At 59.2% G+C, this 20,745-nt stretch carries 21 protein-coding genes; 10 read left to right on the forward strand and 11 right to left on the reverse strand.

All coding sequences use genetic code 11. The features are described 5' to 3' along the window. Positions 1-22 precede the first annotated feature (22 nt). Positions 23-895, forward strand: coding sequence for a LysR family transcriptional regulator (locus tag C9411_RS15375; protein ID WP_107227411.1), 873 nt, complete (start codon positions 23-25; stop codon positions 893-895). A gap of 3 nt (positions 896-898) precedes the next feature. Here the strand turns inward: C9411_RS15375 and C9411_RS15380 are convergent, their stop codons facing one another. From C9411_RS15380 to ltnD, 6 genes are all read right to left on the reverse strand, one after another. Beyond that, entirely contained in the window at positions 899-1,429 is a 531-nt protein-coding gene (locus C9411_RS15380) for a GNAT family N-acetyltransferase (RefSeq protein WP_063988820.1), read from the reverse strand. Between the two features lie 63 nt (positions 1,430-1,492). Continuing rightward, positions 1,493-2,863 carry a GntP family transporter gene (locus C9411_RS15385; protein ID WP_107227412.1) on the reverse strand — a complete coding sequence of 457 codons (1,371 nt, stop codon included), beginning with the start codon at positions 2,861-2,863 and terminating at the stop codon, positions 1,493-1,495. 105 nt (positions 2,864-2,968) lie between these two features. Then, positions 2,969-3,745: a 2-oxo-tetronate isomerase gene (gene otnI / locus C9411_RS15390; RefSeq protein ID WP_107227413.1), complete on the reverse strand. Its 777-nt coding sequence runs from the start codon at positions 3,743-3,745 to the stop codon at positions 2,969-2,971. Between the two features lie 3 nt (positions 3,746-3,748). Next, the gene (locus C9411_RS15395) at positions 3,749-4,381 is read right to left on the reverse strand and encodes an aldolase (RefSeq protein WP_369919460.1); all 633 of its coding nucleotides are present in this window, start codon (positions 4,379-4,381) and stop codon (positions 3,749-3,751) included. Then, positions 4,378-5,637 (reverse strand): 3-oxo-tetronate kinase, encoded by a 1,260-nt coding sequence (otnK, locus tag C9411_RS15400; RefSeq protein ID WP_107227414.1) that lies wholly within the window; start codon positions 5,635-5,637, stop codon positions 4,378-4,380. Before otnK ends, C9411_RS15395 begins: the two co-directional genes overlap by 4 nt. Next, on the reverse strand, positions 5,637-6,551 hold the full coding sequence (gene ltnD, locus C9411_RS15405) for an L-threonate dehydrogenase (RefSeq protein WP_107227415.1): 915 nt from the start codon (positions 6,549-6,551) through the stop codon (positions 5,637-5,639). Before ltnD ends, otnK begins: the two co-directional genes overlap by 1 nt. A gap of 283 nt (positions 6,552-6,834) precedes the next feature. On the opposite strand from ltnD, the gene ygbI reads away from it, so the two are divergent. Continuing rightward, positions 6,835-7,605 carry a DNA-binding transcriptional repressor YgbI gene (gene ygbI, locus C9411_RS15410; protein ID WP_063988825.1) on the forward strand — a complete coding sequence of 257 codons (771 nt, stop codon included), beginning with the start codon at positions 6,835-6,837 and terminating at the stop codon, positions 7,603-7,605. Between the two features lie 13 nt (positions 7,606-7,618). On the opposite strand, the gene C9411_RS26045 is transcribed toward ygbI, so the two are convergent. The 5 genes from C9411_RS26045 to C9411_RS15430 all read right to left on the reverse strand — a co-directional run bounded on the left by C9411_RS26045 (position 7,619) and on the right by C9411_RS15430 (position 10,392). Then, complete coding sequence (locus tag C9411_RS26045; protein ID WP_233221915.1) at positions 7,619-7,813, reverse strand: hypothetical protein; 195 nt, start codon at positions 7,811-7,813, stop codon at positions 7,619-7,621. Position 7,814: 1 nt separating this feature from the next. Continuing rightward, positions 7,815-8,147, reverse strand: coding sequence for a hypothetical protein (locus tag C9411_RS26050; protein ID WP_233221916.1), 333 nt, complete (start codon positions 8,145-8,147; stop codon positions 7,815-7,817). 243 nt (positions 8,148-8,390) lie between these two features. Then, entirely contained in the window at positions 8,391-9,158 is a 768-nt protein-coding gene (locus C9411_RS15420; protein WP_063988826.1) for a molybdopterin-dependent oxidoreductase, read from the reverse strand. Continuing rightward, the gene (locus tag C9411_RS15425; protein WP_063988827.1) at positions 9,151-9,756 is read right to left on the reverse strand and encodes a cytochrome b/b6 domain-containing protein; all 606 of its coding nucleotides are present in this window, start codon (positions 9,754-9,756) and stop codon (positions 9,151-9,153) included. Before C9411_RS15425 ends, C9411_RS15420 begins: the two co-directional genes overlap by 8 nt. Positions 9,757-9,768: 12 nt before the next feature. Beyond that, positions 9,769-10,392 (reverse strand): hypothetical protein, encoded by a 624-nt coding sequence (locus tag C9411_RS15430; protein WP_063988828.1) that lies wholly within the window; start codon positions 10,390-10,392, stop codon positions 9,769-9,771. A 140-nt stretch (positions 10,393-10,532) separates the two neighbouring features. On the opposite strand from C9411_RS15430, the gene C9411_RS15435 reads away from it, so the two are divergent. From C9411_RS15435 to C9411_RS15470, 8 genes are all read left to right on the forward strand, one after another. Next, on the forward strand, positions 10,533-11,204 hold the full coding sequence (locus C9411_RS15435; protein WP_033650568.1) for a heavy metal response regulator transcription factor: 672 nt from the start codon (positions 10,533-10,535) through the stop codon (positions 11,202-11,204). After that, positions 11,201-12,622, forward strand: a complete 1,422-nt coding sequence (locus C9411_RS15440) for a heavy metal sensor histidine kinase (protein ID WP_063988829.1) — start codon at positions 11,201-11,203, stop codon at positions 12,620-12,622. Before C9411_RS15435 ends, C9411_RS15440 begins: the two co-directional genes overlap by 4 nt. A gap of 529 nt (positions 12,623-13,151) precedes the next feature. After that, positions 13,152-13,991: a winged helix-turn-helix domain-containing protein gene (locus C9411_RS15445; RefSeq protein WP_063988830.1), complete on the forward strand. Its 840-nt coding sequence runs from the start codon at positions 13,152-13,154 to the stop codon at positions 13,989-13,991. A gap of 167 nt (positions 13,992-14,158) precedes the next feature. Next, positions 14,159-14,788: a LuxR C-terminal-related transcriptional regulator gene (locus C9411_RS15450; RefSeq protein WP_107227416.1), complete on the forward strand. Its 630-nt coding sequence runs from the start codon at positions 14,159-14,161 to the stop codon at positions 14,786-14,788. Positions 14,789-15,213: 425 nt separating this feature from the next. Further along, positions 15,214-15,801, forward strand: a complete 588-nt coding sequence (locus tag C9411_RS15455) for a common pilus major fimbrillin subunit EcpA (protein ID WP_107227417.1) — start codon at positions 15,214-15,216, stop codon at positions 15,799-15,801. Positions 15,802-15,878: 77 nt separating this feature from the next. Continuing rightward, on the forward strand, positions 15,879-16,547 hold the full coding sequence (locus C9411_RS15460; protein WP_107227418.1) for a hypothetical protein: 669 nt from the start codon (positions 15,879-15,881) through the stop codon (positions 16,545-16,547). Positions 16,548-16,564: 17 nt separating this feature from the next. Continuing rightward, positions 16,565-19,117: a fimbrial biogenesis outer membrane usher protein gene (locus C9411_RS15465; protein ID WP_304574427.1), complete on the forward strand. Its 2,553-nt coding sequence runs from the start codon at positions 16,565-16,567 to the stop codon at positions 19,115-19,117. Further along, complete coding sequence (locus C9411_RS15470; RefSeq protein WP_107227420.1) at positions 19,107-20,741, forward strand: hypothetical protein; 1,635 nt, start codon at positions 19,107-19,109, stop codon at positions 20,739-20,741. Before C9411_RS15465 ends, C9411_RS15470 begins: the two co-directional genes overlap by 11 nt. The last annotated feature ends 4 nt before the right edge of the window (positions 20,742-20,745 follow it).

Consider the following 20,745-nt stretch of genomic DNA (forward strand, 5'->3'; position numbering starts at 1 on the left):
CCCTATTCGATAACCTAATGGAATGGATATAAAACAACTGCGCGCCCTGGTGGCGCTGGCCGAACAGGGCAACTATCGGCAGGCGGCGAGCCGGCTGTACATCAGCCAACCGGCGCTGAGCAAGCAGATTCAGGCGCTGGAAACCCAGCTCGGCGTTCGGCTGTTCGAGCGTGGCCGACAGGGGGCGGTGCTCACCGCCGGCGGCCAGCGGCTCTACCTGGAGGCGCAGGCGCTGGTGGAACAGTACCAGCAGTTTCAGCGGCGCGCCCGGCGGGTGGCACTCGGGGAGGCGGGGCGGCTGGCGTTGGGGTTTGGCCTTTCCAGCTTTCATCTGGCGCCGCAGTTGGTAGCCGCCTTTCGCCGGCGTTTTCCCGAGGTGGCGATCGGCCTGGAGGATATCCCGTCGGAACGGCAGTATCAGCTGCTGTTACAGGGGGAGTTGCAGGCGGGCTTCGTGCGTTTGCCGGTCAATACGCCGCTGTGCGGCGTGGCAATGCTGAGTGACCGGTTGGTGCTGGCTGCGCCGGGTGCGCTGGCGCTGTGCGCCGACGATCTGATGGCGCGTTTCAATCAGCTGCCGCTGCTGCAGTTGACCCCTAAACGTGGGCGTGGGCTGAGCGATCAGTCGCTGCGGTTTATCGCCGCTCACCGGTTGACGCCGACCGTGGTGCAGCAGGCCGGCGATATCCAGACGCTGCTGGCGCTGGTCGCCGCCGGCGTCGGCGTCGCGCTGTTGCCGCACAGCATCACGCATATCGCGCCGGCCGGCATCGACATTCTGCCGCTGAGCGGCGAGGAAACGGAGTGGCAGGTCGGCATCGCCTGGGACCCGCAACGCACCGACGCGCTGCGGGACAACTTCATTCAGACGGCGTTGGCGATGCAACGCGGTTAGGTTTTAGAGTGGGCAATGCAGCACGACGATCGGGCTCTGGTGATACTCGCTGCGGTGGCTTTCGCTAAAGCCGACTTTATTCGCCAGCGCCAGCGAGGCCTGGTTTTCCGGCGAGATGATGCAGACGGTTTTCTCGCCCGGCAGGTGCGTCTTACCCCAGGCCAGCGCCGCCCGCAAAGCCTCGGTGGCGTAGCCTTTGCCGTGCGCCGAGCTCACCAGCGTCCAGCCCATTTCCGGCGCGTCGAGCGCCGGGGTGATGTCGCGCAGGAAGTTGGAGAAGCCGATGCTGCCGAGATACTCGCCGCTCTGTTTGTCACGCACCGCCCAATACCCGTACCCCAACAGCGCCCAGTGGCCGACGTAGCGCATCAGGCGCCCCCAGGAGTCTTCCCGGTCGCGCGGCGTGCCGCCGATATAGCGTACCACCAGCGGATCGGCCCACAGAGCGGCCAGCGAGTCGAAGTCGTCCAGCGTGTGCGCGTCCAGCCGCAGGCGTTCGGTGACAAGCGTTGGCGCGGTGTTGATTACGGTCATGTTGCTGCTCCTGCACAGGGTGAAAGGCGATGAAAAACAATGGCATTCAGTATGCCAGAGAAATCACACTGCCAGCCACAACAGCCAGGTGAGCAGAAAGCCGCTCAGGCCGAGCAAGGTGGTCAGCACCGTCCAGGTCTTCAGGCCATCGGCCACCGACAGCCCCAGATAGCGCGTGACGATCCAAAAACCGGAGTCGTTGACGTGGGAAAGCCCCAGTCCGCCGAAACAGGTTGCCAGCGTCACCAGCACCAGCTGTAGCTGATTCAAGCCGCTGACCGCTTCCGACAACAGGCCACCGGTGGTCAGGATCGCCACGGTGGCGGACCCTTGCGAAGCGCGAAGCGCCAGCGAAATGATAAAGGCGGCGGGCACCAGCGGCAGGCCGATGGATGTCAGTACTTCTGCCAGCGCTTTGCCGACGCCAGATTCCACCAGCACCTTGCCGAACACGCCGCCCGCGCCGGTCACCAGGATCACCACTGCGGCGGTCGGCAGCGCGGCGCCCATCACGTCGCTGGCGTGCTGCAGGCTCCAGCCGCGGCGCAGCGCCAGGAAATAGAAGGCCAGCAGCAGGGCGATCATCAGCGCCACCGCCGGTGAGCCCAGCAGCGACAGCGTATCGCGCAGCGCCGAGCCGGCCGGCAACAGCGTAGCGGAGACGGTGCCGAGCATGATGATGGCGATCGGGATGACGATCAGCGCCGCCACCAGGCCGGCGCCGGGCGGGTTGATGCGATCGCTGAGCGGCGCTTGCCCTTCCGGCCGCGGTTCCGGCGCCGCCAGCTGCAGCTGTTCCAGTACCTCTATCGATAACGGATAGGTTTTGCGGTTGAGGTAGTTGGCGGCGAAATAGCCGATCGCGCCGATCGGAATACAGATCGCGAGGCCGATGATGGTCAGCCAACCGATGTCGGCGTTGAGCAAACCGGCGGCGGCGACCGGGCCGGGGTGCGGCGGCAGCGCGACGTGTACCGTCAACATCACGCCGGCCATCGGCAGGCCGAACTTCAGCGGCGACACTTTGGCGACCTTGGCGAAGCCATAGATAATCGGCGCCAGAATGATAAAACCGACGTCGAAGAATACCGGAATGCCGAGAATGAATGCGGCGAGGGTCAGTGCGGCGACGGTATGTTTCGGCCCCAGCCCCTGGCTGAAGCGTTGCGCCAGCGACTCGGCGCCGCCCGAGTGTTCGATCATGCGGCCAAGCATCGCCCCCAGGCCGATGATGATGGTCACCGAGCCAAGCACGCCGCCCATCCCGGCGGTCATCACTTTCATCACTTCGCCGGTCGGAATGCCGCTGGCCAACGCCACCAGCAGACTGACCACCAACAGCGCGACGAAGGGCTGCACCTTCGCCTTGATGACCATCAATAACAGCAGCACCACGCCGAGTACGGCAATCAGCAACAGCAGAGAGGTAGACATGAAAAAAGCCTTTCGTTGGGTAAGCGTTGGGCACCGCGATCGCCGCGTGGCGATACGGGTGCGTTTCATTGTTATAAAATCGATTTCCTGGTGTCGGCGACGGCGTTAGCGGTAAGGCTTCAGCCAGCCGAGCCCGGCGGCGGTATCGCCGCGCGGCCGGTATTCGCAACCTATCCAACCCTGATAGCCGAGCGCATCCAGCCTGTCGAACAGCCACGGATAATTCAGTTCGCCCTCGTCCGGCTCATGGCGATCCGGCACGGAGGCTATCTGGATATGCGCGTAGCACCCGGCCAGCGTCTCCAGCAGCCCGCTGATATTGCCATCCACTAACTGCGCGTGGAAAAAGTCGAACTGAATGAACACGTTCGGTCTCCCGATCGCCGCCACGGCTTCCGCCACCTGGTGTTGACTGGCAAACAGGTAGTCGGGCTTGACCGGCGGGCTGAGCGCTTCGAGCAGCACCTTGACGCCGTGCGGGGCGAAGGCGTCGGCGGCATAGCGCGCATTGGCGATAAAGGTGTCGAGATAACGCTGCCGATCCGCGCCTGCGGGCACCACGCCGGCCATCAGGTGCACGCAGGGGCAGGAAAGGGCGATGGCGTAGGCCAGCGCGCGGTCGATATCGGCGCGCGCGTCCTGCTCGCGGCCCGGCAGCGCCGCCAGCCCCCATTCGCCGGCGGCGGCATCGCCGGGCGCGGTGTTGAACAGCACCTGTTGCAGGCCGTGTTCGCGCAGCTTTTCGGCCAACAGCTCGGCGGGATAGTCGTAAGGGAACAGGAACTCCACCGCGCTGAAGCCCTGTGCGGCAGCGGCGGCGAAGCGCTCGAGGAACGGCACTTCGTTAAACATCATCGATAAATTGGCGGCAAATTTAGGCATGGTTCAGCTCCGTAATTCGGCAATTTCATCATCGGTCAAATAGCGGATAGGACGATCGCCGAGGGTGAAGATCAGCCGCGCCGCATCTTCCATCTCTTCGGCATTGTCCGCCGCCGCTCGCAGGTCTTTACCGGTCACCACCGGCCCGTGGTTGGCCAGCAAAAAGGCGCGGTGGGTGGGCGCCAGGCGGGCCAGATCCTGCGCCAGCCTTTCGTCGCCGGGGCGGTAGTAGGGCACCACCGGCACCTTGCCGACGCGCATCACCACATAGGGGGTGAACGGTTTGATAGCGTTGTTGACGTCCAGCCCCTGCAGGCAAGAGAGCGCCGTGAGGTAGGTGCAATGCAAGTGCACCACCGCTTTGCATTCCGGATTGTTCAGATACAGCGCTCGGTGAAAGCTGATCTCTTTCGACGGCTTGTCGCCGGAGAGCCAGTCGCCGTTCAGGCTCACTTTAGACAGGCGATCGGCCTGCAGCTCGCCGAGACAGGAGCCGGTCGGTGTCGCCAACAGCGCGCCGTCCGGCAGCAACAGCGAGAGGTTGCCGGCAGAGCCGGTGGCGTAACCGCGTTGGAAAAACGAAGCGCCCAGGCGCACCATCTCTTCTCGTGCCTGCTGCTCGATGGTCATGGTCATACTGGAAACTCCGTTTGCGCGCGCGTGAAGAAGGCTTCATCGCCAAAATTGCCTGACTTCAATGCCAGTGAAATGGCCCGGTCGTTGGCGCGCACCCAGGGAACGCCGGGGGAAATGCTGGGGCCGATATGGAAGCCGCGAATGCCCAGCGCCTGCGTGACCACGCCGGAGGTTTCGCCGCCGGCGACAATAAAGCGGCTGAATCCCAACTGGCACAGCTGCACCGCCAGCTCGGCGAACAACGCCTCCACCGCCTCGCTGGCGGCGCTACCGTACTGCCGTTGCGTTTGCTGCAGCGCTTCCGGCGCTGCGGTGGCGTAGATCAGCGGGGCAAGCGCCTCCCCGGCGTGGCGCTGCGCCCAGTGCGCCAACTCGGCGGCGTAGGCGGTGCGCGCCTGTGGCTCGAGGCAGCGGCCGATATCGATGGCCTGCGCCGAAGCGCGTTCTCGATAGTGCGCCACCTGCCGGTTGGTCATCACAGAACACGAGCCCGACAGCACCGCGGCTTTTTCCCCCTGCGGCGCACCGGCCGCCTCTGCCGAACGTTCGCCGTTCTGCGCCCATTGCCGCGCCAGGCCGATCGCCAGGCCCGAACCACCGGTCACCAGCTTCATCGTTTTCAACGCTTCACCCTGGATGAGCAGATGCCGTTCGTTGAGCGTATCCAGCACCGCGTAGCGCACGCCGTCCTGCGCCAATTGCCGCAGTTTCTCGCTGACTGCCTCGGCGCCGCGATCCATTTCCGCCGCCGTTACCAGCCCGCAGCGCCCGGCGGCCTGGGACGCCATCAGGCGCAGCAGGTTGCTCTCGGTCATCGGCGTGACCGGGTGATGACGCATGCCGGATTCAGACAGCAACTGTTCCCCGACGAACAGATGGCCCTGATAGACCGTGCGGCCGTTTACCGGCAGCGCCGGTGAGACAACCGTGAAACTTTCTCCCAGCGCGGCGAGCAGGGCGTCGGTCACCGGGCCGATATTGCCTTGTGCGGTACTGTCGAAAGTGGAGCAGTATTTGAAGTAGAACTGGCGGCAGCCCTGTTTTTGCAACCAGGCCAGCGCCTGCAACGACTGTTCGACCGCCTGTTCTGCCGGGCAGGAGCGCGATTTCAGGCTAATGACCGCCGCCTGTGCGTTTACCTGCGTTTCGTCTTGCGGCACGCCGTTCAGCTGCACCGTCGGCAGGCCGTTTTGCACCAGAAAACTGGCGATGTCGGTCGCGCCGGTAAAGTCATCCGCGATTACGCCGAGCAGCATCAGATTGACTCCTTTTTCTGCGGCAGATCGATGCCGGCAAAGATTTTGATCACCGCACTGTCGTCTTCTTTACCGTAACCGGCGTTGCTGGCGGCGGTAAACATGGTGAAAGCGGTGGAGGCCAGCGGCAGCGGGAAGTGCAGCGCCTTGGCGGTATCCGCTACCAGTCCCAGATCCTTGACGAAGATATCCACCGCCGACTTGGGCGCATAGTCGCCGTCGACCACGTGACGCATGCGGTTTTCGAACATCCAGGAGTTGCCGGCGGCGTGGGTGACCACGTCGTACATCACGTCCAGCGGGATGCCGGCGCGGGCGGCCAGCGCCATGGCCTCGGCTCCGGCGGCGATGTGTACACCAGCCAACAGCTGGTGGATGATTTTTACCGTCGCGCCCAGGCCGATCGTCTCGCCGATGCGGTACACTTTGCCGGCAATGGCGTCCAGCACGGGGTGCAGACGCTCGAAGGTGGCGTCGTCGCCGGCGGCCATCACCGTCATCTGGCCTTCCTCCGCCTTGGCCGCTCCGCCGGAAACCGGCGCATCCAGCATCGGCAGCCCGTAGTCCAGCAGGCGTTGTTCGATCTGTTTGGCGTCATCGGCGGAAATGGTCGAAGAGACCATCACCGTGGTGCCCGGCTTGAGCTTTGGCGCCAGGCCTTGTTCACCGAACAGGATCTGCTTCACTTGGGCGGCGTTCACCACCAGCAGCAGCACGGCGTCCAGCTCGGCCGCGAAGTCGCGCGCGCTGGTAGATGTTTGTTTCGCGCCGGCCTGTTGCAGTGCCGCCAGCGCCTGCGGATTCAGGTCCGCCCCGTAGGTGGTCAATCCGGCGCGGAGGCACGAGCGCGCCGCGCCCATGCCCATCGCGCCCAGCCCAATGATGCAGACGGCATATTTCCCTGGGTGTGTCATACTGCACTCCTGTTAATTTTAGTGATAATTTGTTTTGTTGTGTTAAATGTAAGCGCTTGGCGGCCGTTTATCCGCGATCGTTATCACAATAATTAACAATGCGCGAGACGGGTTTTTTGTGCAGCTTCTGGCCTGTATCAACATTACTATTATGTTTTTAAATAAGTTTATGCTTGTCTGGCGTCACTGCGCTCACCGTCACACCGTGAAAAATTAGGGCTATCGGCGAACGAAAATTGACGTAAAATCACAATTATTATCACCGCAGCAACGAGAGGGAACCGTGATACCTGTAGAACGCCATCAACAAATTCTTGCGCTGGTATCCGAACGCGGCGTCGTCAGCATTGCCGAGCTGACCGAACGGCTGGGGGTCTCGCACATGACGATCCGCCGCGATGTGCAAAAGCTGGAGGAACAGGGCGCGGTGCAGTCGGTCTCGGGCGGCGTGCAGGCGCCTGAGCGGGTGGCGAGCGAACCTTCGCACCAGGCCAAGGAAGGGATGTTCAGCCGGCAGAAAATCGCCATCGGCCGGCTGGCGGCGCGGCATATTCCCGCCAATAGCTGTATTTATCTGGATGCCGGTACCACCACGCTGGCGCTGGCGAAACAGATCGGTGAACGTGACGATTTGACGGTGGTGACCAACGACTTTGTCATCGCCGGCTTCCTGATCGAACACAGCCAGTGCAGAATCATCCACACCGGCGGCACCGTGTGCCGGGAAAATCGTTCCTGCGTCGGCGAAGCGGCAGCGCAGGCGCTGCGTGCTCTGTTTATCGATTTGGCGTTTATCTCCGCCTCTTCGTGGAGCATGCGCGGCCTGTCGACGCCGAACGAAGACAAGGTGATGGTAAAGAAGGCCATCGTCGAGGCCAGCCGCCGCTGCATTCTGCTCAGCGACACCTCGAAATACGGCAAGATCGCGACCTACCTGGCGCTGCCGATCGCCGCCTTTGACGCCGTCATTACCGACGAAGGGTTGCCCGCCGCTGCGCGGGAGGCCATCGAGCAGGCGGGGCTTGCGTTGTTGACGGCAGGGGAAGAAGAGTAAGAAAGAACCGGAATCAGGATGAAAGTTCGGTATCGATGCCACTGGCGGGCATTTCACTTGCTTCAGCACCGCCGCGTTCGCGCCATTCGCGGCGTCTTTGTTCAGCCCATTCTTCGTGGAAGGCTTGCATTTTTCTTTGGTGCCGTTCCTTTATGCTCATAGGAGTTGGGTGAGATTCTGCCGTTAACAGGCGGTATTTCGATGACATATCATCCGTCCTCAATAAGCGCTTGGTTGTACAAATAATGTACGTGATGCGCATGTTTTTTCACGAGCGAGTCATAAATTCTGGCTAACGCTGGCCTGAGCGGTGCGCTGAAAATCAATCTCGCTTGGTATTGCACCACAAACGTGACAATCGCCAGGCCGATGCCATTAATGAAGAGTTGTTCTCGTTCATCTTGGGTGTACGCCATCCTGGTATAGGTATCAAATAAGGATTTGGTTACTTCGGCGCGGGTTTCCAACGCCCTTACATCGTACAGTTCCATGACGTAAGCATTGTCCAATACTTCCGAGGCAGGAAAGCCCCAATAAGCCATTGACGCATCCTTAACGTCGCTTTTTTAAAATCAAGGTAATACGCAGCAACGCTGCCGGCATTTTTATAAACTTATACTCTGTGGCAGGTCGCGCATTGATCTCCCTCACATCAATCTCCATGATAAAATCCTTTTTACTATTATTTTTCCTATAGTTATCCCCGTTGTGACGAACAAATTATTAACCGCAGCGGAGAAGATCTTCCAGCCGCCGATGAGGCTTATGCGCAGCGCTGCGCAAAACTAAATGCCGCTGAACCAGTTATAGCCCTGATCCTCCCAATACCCGCCCGGATTGACGTCGCTGACGAAGATCGCGGCGATATGTTTGGCGTTTTTGAACCCCAGCTTGGTGGGCACCCGCAGCCGCAGCGGGTAGCCATAGTCCGCCGGCAGGGCCTTGCCGCCGAAATCCAGCGCCAGGATGGTCTGCGGGTGCAGCGCGGTGGCCATGTCGAGGCTGGAGTAGTAGCGATCGGCGCATTTGAAGCCGACGTAACCGGCATTCAGATCCGCGCCGACGTGCTGCAGAAAGGTGCGCAGCGGCACGCCGCCCCATTGGCCGATGGCGCTCCAGCCCTCAATGCAGATCAGGCGAGTGATCTGGCTTTGCTGCGGCAGCCGCTGCAGCTGTTCCAGCGTCCAGGGGGCTTTTTTCTCCACCTTCCCGGCGACCTCAAGCCGGTAGCCGGCGAGATCGATCTCGGGGACGTTGTATTCCGGGTAAAACGCGTTGAAGGGGAAAGGGTGGGTAATCTGATCGGGCCGGTAAGTTTGCGCCAGCCGCTGGCCGCTGAACAGCCAGGCCTGCACCCGGTCGTTCCAGCGCGACATGGCCCACAGCACCTTATCCACCCGATCGCCGTCTTGCAGGTTGCAACCGGTGAGCATGGCGATACCGCCCAGCGTCAGGCCGGAACGCAGCATCAGGCGGCGCTGCAGATTGACCAGCTGCTTTTTTTGGTCCGGTTCCAGTTTTGGCGCGGCTGCCCGCGGCTTTTTCTCATTCATGTTTGCCACCCGTTATCATCGCCCACAGCGTTTTGGGCACGACGATTACCATGAAAACGTGGATCGCCACGAACAGGCCGATGCCGGCCATGGCGAAGAAATGCACGTAGCGCGCAAAATCGAAGCCGCCGAACAGGGCGACCAATCCCTGCAGCTGAACCGGCTTCCAAATCGCCAGGCCGGACAGCACCAGCAACAGGCCCAGCGCCAGCACGCCGAGGTACATCAGTTTCTGAATGGCGTTGTAGTGGCCATGCCGGTGGCGCAGGCGCAGCGTCAACGCCAGCCAGATATCCTGCCGCAGCGCGCCGACGCGCAGCGGCAACAGATCGCGGCGAAAATGGCCGCTGAACAGGCTCCACAGCAGATAGCAGACGGCGTTGAGCGCCAATAGCCACATCACCGCCAAATGCCAACCAATCGCGCCGCCCAGCCAACCGCCCAGCGTCATCTGCGGCGGAAAGCGGAAATCGAACAGCGGCGAGGCGTTATAGATCTCCCAACCGCTCATGAACATGCACACCATGGCGAACAGGTTGATCCAATGAGTGATTCGAACCGGCCAGCGATGCACCGGCCGCGACGCGTTGGTTTTCATGGCTTTCTCCGGTTACATCGGCGGTACGGTGCCGTCTTTGCCGGCGGAAATGCGGGTGGCGATGCGCTCGCCCTTATCGTTGACGGCGGAGAACAGCACGATGTGCACGCCCGGCTTGAGCAGGCTCAAATCGCCCGGATCCAGCGTCACGATCGGCACGTCTTCCGGCACGATGACGGTTTTCTGCTGGTTGCCGTAGGTGACGGTCAGGGTGCGGCCGTTGGATTTCACCAGTTTACCGACGGTGCCGTTGGTCATGGTGTCTACTTTGCCGTCGGCGGATTCCCAGGCCGAGTGCCCTTCACCGGTGCCGCGCAGGCTGGCGGCGAATACGTGCACCTCCAGCGCTTTGAGCGTGCCGTCCGGCTGCGGCACGGCGGCGGTGCCGATAAAGCTGTCCGGTTTGATGTCGTCCAGCGTGGCTTTGGACACGCTGAGCACGTTGGTCTGATTGTTCAGCTTGACGCTGAGTGTCTCGCCTTTGCGATCGGTCAGCTGCAGATTGCCGTCGGCCACCTGGCTGATGGTGCCGCGCAGCGGCGCGATGACTTTGCCCGGCGTTTGGGCGGCGGCCAGGCCGCTGGACAGCAGCAAGGTGGATAACAGTAAACCGGCTATACGATGACGGGTAATCATAACGTTCTCCTGAAATGAGTTTGCCGGTTAAGCATGGTTGAGCCATTGGGTCAGCGCCATGGCCGTTTGATGACATTAATGTCATCAAGTTTGTCCGCCGAAGCTGCTAGTATTTTTGCAGACGTAACGAGGTGGCGAGCATGCGAATACTGGTAGTTGAAGACGATATCGGCACAGGGGATTACCTGAAGAAAGGGTTGGGTGAAGCGGGGTACGGCGTCGATTTGGCGCGCAACGGCACCGACGGGCTGTTTCGCGCGTTGGAGCAGGATTACGACGCGATCGTGCTCGATGTGATGCTGCCAGGGCTGGACGGTTGGCAGATCATCGAGGTGCTGCGCAAGAAAAGCGACGTGCCGATTCTGTTTCTCACCGCCCGCGACGGCGTGCAGGACCGTATCCACGGCCTGGAGCTGGGCGCGGACGATTATCTGATTAAACCGTTTTCGTTTACCGAGCTGGTGCTGCGTTTGCGCACCTTGCTGCGCCGCGGGCCGGCGCGCGAAGCCGACCATTACGCCATCGCCGATCTGCAGCTGGACGTGCTGCGCCGCCGGGCGGTGCGCCAGGATCAGGTGATCCCGTTGACCAACAAGGAGTTCATGCTGCTGCATCTGCTGGTGCGGCGCGAGGGCGAAGTGCTGTCGCGCACGCAAATAGCCTCTCAGGTGTGGGACATGAATTTTGACAGCGACACCAATGTGGTTGACGTGGCCATCAAACGCCTGCGTGCCAAAATAGACCGGCCGTTCGACGTCAAGCTGATCCACAGCGTGCGCGGCATTGGCTATGTCTGCGAGCCACGCTCGTGAGCGGGCGCACGTCACGTCGGCCGGTGTCGCTGACGCTGCGCACCGCCACGCTGTTCGCACTGGTAGCCGCTTTGGTGGTGAGCGGAACGGGCGGGTATCTGTATAGCGCCATGCGCCAGGAAATGACGCTGCGCAGCGATCTGCAGGTGACCGGGCGCGTAGAGTATTTCCGCCATTTGCTGGGGCAGCGCTTTCCTTTGGCGCGCCTGACCGCCAATAACGGCCTGTTTGAAAACATGCTGGGCAATGAACAGGACGTGCTGATTTTCCAAATTCCGGGACAAAAACCGCTCATCAACGTGAATCCGGCCGGGGTGAACCTACCGCCGATCGCGCCGACGCCGGCCGGCCAGGCGCAGACGCTGGCCGCCGTCCGCGGTGGGGAAACGGCGCAGGGGGTGCCGCTGCGCGCGGCTTCGGCGATGGTGCGCCTGGAAGACGGCAGCCTGTTGCAGATCTCCGCCGCGCACGTGATGGCCAACGAACAGAAAATGCTGGCGCGCTACCTGTGGCGCATCGTCGCGGCGGTGGCGGTGGCTTTCCTGCTGATTGCGCTCCTGGGGTATGGGGTCATGCGCCGGGGATTGAAGCCGTTATGGCGCATGGCGGCGCAGGCGTCGCAGATTGCGCCCAATACGCTGTCGACACGCCTCAGCGAGCAGGGGGCGCCGAAGGAGTTGCAGCAGCTGATCCGTTCGTTTAATGCGATGCTCGATCGGTTGAATGAAGGCTACCAGCGGCTGACGCAGTTTTCCGCCGATCTGGCCCATGAAATCCGCACCCCGGTAGGGGCGTTGATGGGCCAGTGCCAGGTAGCGCTTTACCAGCCTCGCAGCGTGGAGGAGTACGAAACCCTGCTGTCGAACAATATGGATGAGCTGGAGCGCATTTCCCGCATGGTGGAAAACATCCTGTTCCTGGCGCGTGCCGGCGAGGCGCAGTCTGCGCTGAACTACAATCGTCTGGATGTGGCGCTGGAGCTGCGGCGGGTGGCGGATTACTTCGAGGGGCTGGCGGAAGAACGCGGCATCGTGCTGAGCTGCGAAGGTGAAGGCGGGTTGAAGGCGGACGCAATGCTGTTCCAGCGGGCGTTGAGCAACCTGGTGGCTAACGCAGTGCGTTATGCCGACGAAAACAGCCGGATCGTCCTGCGGGCTGAACGGCGCGCCGATGCCTGGTGGGTGCAGGTTATCAATCAGGGGCAGCCGATCGCGCCGGCACAGCTGGAAAAATTGTTCGATCGCTTTTATCGCGCCGATCCCGCACGCAGCGCTGGCAATCATGCCAGTGGGCTGGGGCTGTCTATCGTGCGCGCCATCATGACGCTGCACGGTGGTGAAGTTCGCGCGCAGTGTTCCGTTAGCCGGGGTTCCGCTTGTTTGACCTTTAGCCTGGTTTTCCCTTCATCAGTTCAATGAGCTGCAGCGAATGTTTTCGCCTGTTGCGGAAAGCGCGACAGGCGTCATTCGTAAGTTTTTCCTTTCATTATTGTTTCCCATCAGCCTCGGCTGAACCTAAAATTTAACATTTGCGTCGCGGCAAACGCGTTAATTCATCGGGCTAATGCAGATGGACTGCGGTCTGTGATTACGCTCAACATTCACGTGTTATTATTTTTTTATTAAAATTTAGTTCTGTGGTCTTTTTTTGAGATGTTTTTCCTTAAAATGGATGATTTGCGACACAAAAAACTAACTTTGTGGTTTTTGTCGCGTCAATATATCAATGAATGAGGTGATTGGTTAACCTTTGGTTATGGTTTACAAGAAAAATCCTATATAAACGGTGGTGAGGTGACAAAGCGTATTTCGTGGCGTTAATTGAGTGGTTTTTCTTGCCTGTGCTTGGGTATTTTCGCGAATTACCTGATTAAATATTTATTTAATATTTCATTAACATTTGACGCCAAACTATAAATGATCGCTATAGTGAAAACATGTGAATAAAATGAAATATAGATTTAATGACCATATTCTCTTTGACGCAGACACCAGAACCCTTAGCCCAACAGATTTTTCTGACGATCCCATATCCATATCCGGTCCTTCCAAACGGTTGTTGCTGCTGTTGATTGCCCATCATGGCGAGGCCGTAGGGCGTGAACTGATATTCAAGAAGGTCTGGGACGATTACGGCATGGTGTCCAGCAATAATAATCTTAATCAGTGCGTCAGCAAATTGCGTCGGGTGATTAAAAACCTTGGCGTCGAGGATGAGGTCATTGTTACGGTCCCTAAAGTGGGTTTTATGTTGCGTGATGAGATTACCATCGAGTCTTATGAGGACGCGGAAGATATTCACGACGCGGAGCCTGCCGCGGCTGTGCCTGGAGCTACGCCCGCAGCGGTGGTTAATCCGGCGTCCGACACCGTCATCGACGGGGCCTCTCCTCATCTTGGTTATTCCCGCCGTGGTTGGCTGATGTTCAGCGCGATGGTTCTGGGAGGGATCCTCATGGCTATTGCTGTCTCGGCCTATTTCAGCGGCTCGGGGGCCCGGCAGGAGAGCTACCTGGGAAAGTCAGGCAACTGTAAGGTTTTCATGTCGCTGCCTGATGCTTCGGCGACGGTCAACGCCAGCCTGAATCGGGATATTCTGGCTTACGCCGCGCACCAAACGGGAGAATGCAGCGGCGATGAGTTTTTGCTGGTGGTGCGCAGCAATCAGGTCAGGGCTTACATTTCCGGCATTTCCCGCTTATTCCTGCTGCGCTGCAAGATCTTGCGTGAACATAAAATGGAGATCTGTTCAGGGTTGGAAAGCGACAATGCCGAGTTTATTAATTGACCATTGATAGCCGCTGCCCAACGCGATTGAAAGGACGGTGGGTATGCCAAAAATATTACAGTATTGAAATATAACGTTCGACTTTCATTTGGCGGGCTGCCGTGTGGCGTTTATCGAGAGATATTTCTCTTTCTCTACCGCTTTCTACCTCATTATGGTGATTATGTATGGTTAAAGCCGATTTCGGTGATGCGCTGCTATTTTTCGAACCCAGCTATTTAGTGAGAAGAGGAATGGAAGCATTTCTCGTTACCCAATCAAGTGACCGCTATTTTATCGACACCTTGAGGGAGCTGGAGGGGGTATTGAAAGAGGGAAAGCCTCGCGCGCTTATTATGGAGTTATATCATCAGAGCGAATATTTGTATGATGTATTACGGTTCGTTCTGACGGCAAAAAATGTCTGGCCGGAAATTCCCTTGGTGATTTTCACCGCGGTAGAACATCCCGGTATATTAGCGTTGTTGGCGACGGATGCGCGCATAGCTATAGTGGCAAAGGAGGAGCCTTTGCATTGCCTGAGTGATGCCATTGCGGCTGCGGGTGAGTTCTCCGGCTATCGTTCCCCGCATATTCGCGCCCGGCTGATGCACTCTGCAGCCGCATTATCTGACACTGAATGGCGAGTTTTGGCCATGATGGTTGCCGGCGCATCTGCACGAAGCATCGCCAACGTGACCCGGCGAAGTTACAAAACCATAAGCTCCCATAAACTGAATATTATGCGAAAACTGGGCCTCAATCAGGCCGGCTTTATGCGGCTTATTCTTACCCTGAGAACCCGATACCCTTCCTGACACGTGGCGATAAGCCCCCCTTTTCTCTACAGCGGCCGATCTTGATTGGCTGCTGCCCCCTGCGTAAATCCAATCAATCCCCCCTCAGCGAACAATGCCGGCGCTGAAATTTTGCACCGACATGAGAAGGACGAACAGAGCGTATTTGTGGTTAAACAATAACCGCCTTGCCGGGGTTAAACCACAATGTGATTGTGCTTTCATCAAAGGCTTAACCCGCTTTTTAATGTGATTGATGGGGGTTAAAACATTAATGGCGGGATTTAAATCTAAATATTTGAACTTTAATAGTTAATGATTCTTTTTTGATCGGCCAGGGATATTCTTGTGGCGTCAAGCAGACTGGCTAAACGCAGTGATGCAAACGGCTGGCTGAGAATGGACGAAAGAAAGAAAACATATTCAACATTGAAGGGAGTTATACCATGAAGAAAATGACACTGGCTCTGGCGATCGTTTCCGCCTTTGCAGCGGTCAGCACTGCTCAAGCCGCCGACGTTACCGCTCAGGCGCTGGCAACCTGGTCTGCGACCGCCAAGAAAGACACCACCAGCAAACTGGTTGTGACGCCGATTGGCAGCCTGGCCTTCAACTATGCAGAAGGCATTAAGGGTTTCAACAGCCAGAAAGGCCTGTTTGACGTCACCGTGGAAGGCGATACCACGGCCACCGCTTTCAAACTGACCTCAAAACTGGTCTCCAATACGCTGACTCAGCTGGATACTTCCGGTTCTACGCTGGAAGTCGGGGTGAACTATAACGGTGCGGTGGTCGGGAAAACGGCTGAAACCACCATGATCGACACCACCGCCGGCATTTTGGGCGGCAATTTGAGCGCCTTGTCCAACGCCTACAACCAGGCCGGCCGCACCAGCGCGCAGGAGCAGTTCACCTTCAGCATCATCGGCGCGACGTCAAACGGCACCACCGCCGTCACGGATTTCAGCACGCTGCCGGAAGGTATCTGGAGCGGCGACGTCAGCGTCGAGTTCAACGCGACCTGGACTTCCTAATCCCCCGAACGATCTTCATCTGGCAGGGGGGAGACCTCCTGCTATTTAGCGCCCATCAACGCCAGTGGAATACCGCAATGACACGCTTTTCTCTCGCCGTCACCCTGATGTTAATGCTGCTGAGGCCGGCTTTGGCTCTCGATGTGGGTGAGATCAGCACCTTCATGCCTGGCGACAGCGCGCGCCTGAGCAAGGAAATCAAAAACACCACCGACAGCGGCCGGCTGGTGACCATCAAGATCGAACGCATTTCCAGTCCCCTGGCCTCTGGTACGGTGATCCCGATGAGCAGCCGGGACGAAATGCTGCTGTCGCCCGCCAGCCTGATCTTGCCGGCTAACGCCAGTGATGTGATCCGCTTTTACTACAAGGGGCCGAATGATACCCAGGAGCGTTACTACCGCATCGTTTGGTTCGATCAGGCGCTGAGCGAGGCGGGGCAAAACTCGGCTCGGCGTAATGCCGTGGCCACTACGTCGGCGCGCATCGGCACCATTTTGGTGGTGGCGCCTCGGCAGGATCGCTTCGCCTATCAGTTCGCCAATGGGCGGATCAAAAACACCGGCAACGCCACGTTCAAAGTGGTGGCCTACGGCAATTGCAGGAACAAGCAAGACGGCAGCGACTGCAAGGAAAACTATTTCGTGATGCCGGGGAAGGATCGTGCCTTCAGCAAGGTTGACGTCAACGATAAAAAAGGACGCGTCGCGCTGTGGCACGGCGAACAGTTTATCCCGGTGAAGTAATGCGCGCGTTATCCACGATGGATGCAAAACAATCACGCAAGGAGTGGCATGTGAACGCTGTGCTGTTGAAAACGCTTTTGGCTGCCGGTGCGCTGGCGCTCCCGACGCTGTTGCCTGGCCGGATGGCGATGGCGGCCGGTTTGACGCAGATTAACGGCGTGCTGATCCCGCACACTTTCAGCCTGGCGTTGCGCGAGGGGATGAGTATTCCGCTGTTGTTGCATTATGAAAAGAGCGATGGCGTCAAAGACGACAGCCGCATCGGCCATGCCTTTCTCTACCTGGATCAGGACAGGCTAAAGATTCGTCGGGTGACGCTGGAGGATAACGACGACGGTGCCCCGCTGACCACGGCGATTGCCGGCCAGCTGCAGGCTTTGCAGGATGCGCCATTCGATCGGCAGCAGCATATCCGGGTCGCGGACGACGCCTGGCTGGCGCTGGATTTCCGGCAGCTCAACCTGCAGCTGGTGGTGAAGGAATCCGCGTTGGGGACGGTGCTGCGCGCTCGCTCCAGCGACATCGGCGCGTCCAGCGTGGATGCCGTAAGCAGCACGCTGGATTATAACCTCGGGGTCTACGATAACCGGGCCCGCGCCAGCGAAGGCAACACCTCCAGTTATTTATCGCTCAACAGCGTCACGGCGTTGCGTGAGCACCACGTGGAGTTGAACGGTTCAATCTACGGTATCGGCAGCGGCGATGAAAACGCCACGCTGTACAAAGCGATGTACGAGCGTGATTTCGCCGGCCGCCGTTTCGCCGCCGGCATGCTGGACAGCTGGAATCTGCAGTCGCTGGGGCCGGTCACCACCATCAACTCGAGCAAGATTTATGGTCTGTCCTACGGCAACCGCGCCAACTCGACGGTATTCGATAATTCCCAATCGCTGACGCCGATCGTGGTTTTTTTCCCCTCGGCCGGCGAGGTGCATCTGTCGCGCGACGGGCGGCTGCTCAGCGTACAAAACTTCACGATGGGCAACCATGAAGTGGACACCGGCAGTTTGCCCTACGGTATCTATGACGTAGAGGTGGAGATCGTGGTCAACGGCAAAGTGGTCGATAAACGCATGCAGCGAGTGAATAAATTGTTCAGCCCCAATCGCGGCGCCAATGCGCCGCTGGCCTGGCAATTCTGGGGCGGGATGCTGCGCATGGACGACTGGCGCGGCGAACGGGAGCGCCACCGCCCGGCAAAGGACTCTTATTTGCTTGGCGCTTCGGCTACCGGCAATCTGCAAACGCTTAATTGGGCGCTGTCGGGGTATTCGTTTGACGGCAACGCCGTCGGCGAGAGCCGCGTCAGCCTGCCGGTGACCGAGTCGATTCAGATCAACCTGCAAAACATGGCGGCCTCCGATCGCTCCTGGAGCCTGGTCAACAGCGTCAGCGCCGCGTTGCCCGGCGGCTTCAGCAGCGTATGGATCAATCAGGAGAAAACGCAGATTGGCGATCGTCTGTTGCAAAATGACGCCTATAACCGCGCCGTTGGCGGCAGCCTTAATCTGGGGGCGCTGTGGTCTCCGCTGGGCACCCTGAGCGCCAGCTACAACGACGATAAGAAGAACGACAGTCACTATTACAACGCCGACTATTACCAGAACATCTTTACCGGCCGCTTCGGCACGCTGGGCGTACGTGCGGGCGTGCAACGCTACAACAACGGCAGCAGCAACGCCAATACCGGCAAGTACATCGCGCTCGATTTTTCACTGCCGATGGGCAACTGGCTCAGCGCCGGCGTTTCCAATCAAAACGGCTACACCACCGCCAACCTGGCGGCGCGCAAGGACATCAAGGACGGGCCGATCCGCACCTTGGGCGCCAACCTGTCGCGGGCGATTTCCGGTGATACCCGCGGCGACAACCGCTTCAACGGTGGCGGCTATGCGCGCTTCGACACCAAGTATTCTGCCGGCACGCTCAACGTCAGCAGCTCCGCCGACGGCTACGTTAACAGCAGCCTGACCGCGAGCGGCAGCATGGGCTGGCAAGGGCGCGATATTGCCATCAGCGGCCGCAACGAAGGCAACGCCGGGATTATCTTCAATACCGGCATTGAAAACGACGGGCTGCTGACCGCACGGGTTGACGGCCGGATGGTGAAGCTGAGCGGCAATAAGAATTACCTGCCTTTGTCGCCTTACGGTCAGTACGACGTTGAGTTGATGAACAACAAAAACTCGGCGGAGAGCTTCGATATCGTCACCAAGCGCAAGAGCAAGCTCACCCTGTATCCGGGCAACGTGGCGGTGATCTCGCCGGAGATAAAACAGATGGTGACGGTGTTCGGCCGCATCAAAGCGGAGGACGGCACGCTGCTGGCCAACGCTTATATCAAGAACCATATCGGCCGCACCCGCACCGATGAGAAAGGCGAATTTATCATGGACGTCGACAAGAAATTCCCGGTTATCGATTTTACCCACGGCGGCAATCAGACATGCGAAGTGGATTTGGATCTCAGCAAGGCGCAAGGCGCGGTGTGGATCGGCGACGTGATCTGCACCGGGCTGAAAACCTATGCGGGCAATATGTCATCCGGGGAGTCTGACCATGAGAGCTAACGTTGCGCTGTTGTTGTTGGCGCTGGTCGCCCCCGCGCTGCAGGCGGCGGTCAGCCAGACCAACTGGCCGGATGCGGCGGTCATGAAATTTGTCTTCGTGGAGAACAACGCCGACGACAACTTTTTCGTCACGCCGGCCGGCGGGCTGGATCCGCGCATGACCGGCGCCAATAAGTGGACCGGGCTGAAATACGGCGGTTCCGGCACTGTCTATCAGCAGAGCCTGGGGTACGTGGATAATGGTTACAACACGGGGCTGAATGCCAACTGGCGCTATGACATGTGGCTGGAAAATGCGCCGATAAAGAATCCGTTCCTCGGCCTGCGCTGCATCAACTGGTATGCCGGTTGCAATATGGATACCAGCTTGATTCTGCCGCAGACCACCGACGAAAAGGGATTTTACGGCGCCGTGGTTACGCCCGGCGGCGCAAAATGGATGCACGGCATGATGTCGCCGAGCTTCTATCAGTATCTGAAGCAGATGGCGGCGGGCGAAGCTTTCAGCATGCAGATCAACGGCTGCCAAACGTCGGTGGCTTACGACGCCACGGCCGGCGGCCGCTGTCGGGATCAGGCCAGCGGCAGCTGGTACAAGCGCACCGTCACGCACAGCAAGGCGGCCCACCTGCGCTTTATCAATACCAACGCCGTATCGGAGGTGTTCGTCAACAGCGATGGGGTGCCGATCATCGGCGAGGGCAATGCCGATTGCAAGAACCAGACCATCGGCGCCCGCTCAGGCATCATGTGCAAGATGGTCAGCTACGATTTGCAGACCGACGGCAGCGTGAGCAATACCTCGATTCATATTTTCCCGGCGATTAACCATGCGGCGCTGTCATCCGCGGTGAACGCCGCCGATCTGCAGTTCAGTCTGAACGGCAACACCTGGAAAAATACGTCGGGCACCGGCAGCTACTATACGTTTAACGAGTTGAAGAGCAGCAACGCCGTGTATGTGTTCTTCTCCAGTAACTTCTTCAAACAGATGGTCGCGCTGGGGATTTCCGACAGCGGCACTCGCGATCTGATCAATTTCCGTTTTCAGAACACCACCTCGCCGGAGTCGGGATGGTATGAGTTTTCCACCTCAAACCAGCTGATTATCAAGCCGCGCGATTTCAGCATCAGCATTATTTCCGATGATTACGACAACAGCCCACACCGTGAAGGTTATGTCGGCCCGGCGGAACCGGCGCTGGAGTTCGGCTACTTCGTGACCACCAGCGGCAAAACCGCCGCCGATCAGGTGAGGGTGATGGCGACCGGGCCGACTCAGGCGATCAACGGGGTGAACTATTGCCTCTTTTCTTCTGCGGATAACAGTACCCAGGTACCGTTCCCCGCCACCCTCGGCATCACCACCAGCACCAACGGCCAGCAGAGCTTCGCCGCCGGCTGCGATGGCCAGTGGCACGACATGACCAATGCGCTCTGGAGCAGCACGCCGTGGAATGATATCTCCGGTGAAGTGGGAGTGCTGAACAAGACCCGCGTGACCTTTAGCATTCCGATGAACAATCCGATCTCGCTGAGAACCGTCGACGGCAACGGTTGGTATGGCGACGTCAGCGCCGCCGGTGAAATTCATGTCGAAGCCACCTGGCGCAACATCAATTGAGGAC

The sequence above is a fragment of the Serratia sp. Nf2 genome (assembly GCF_003028435.1).
GTDB lineage: Bacteria > Pseudomonadota > Gammaproteobacteria > Enterobacterales > Enterobacteriaceae > Serratia > Serratia marcescens_L.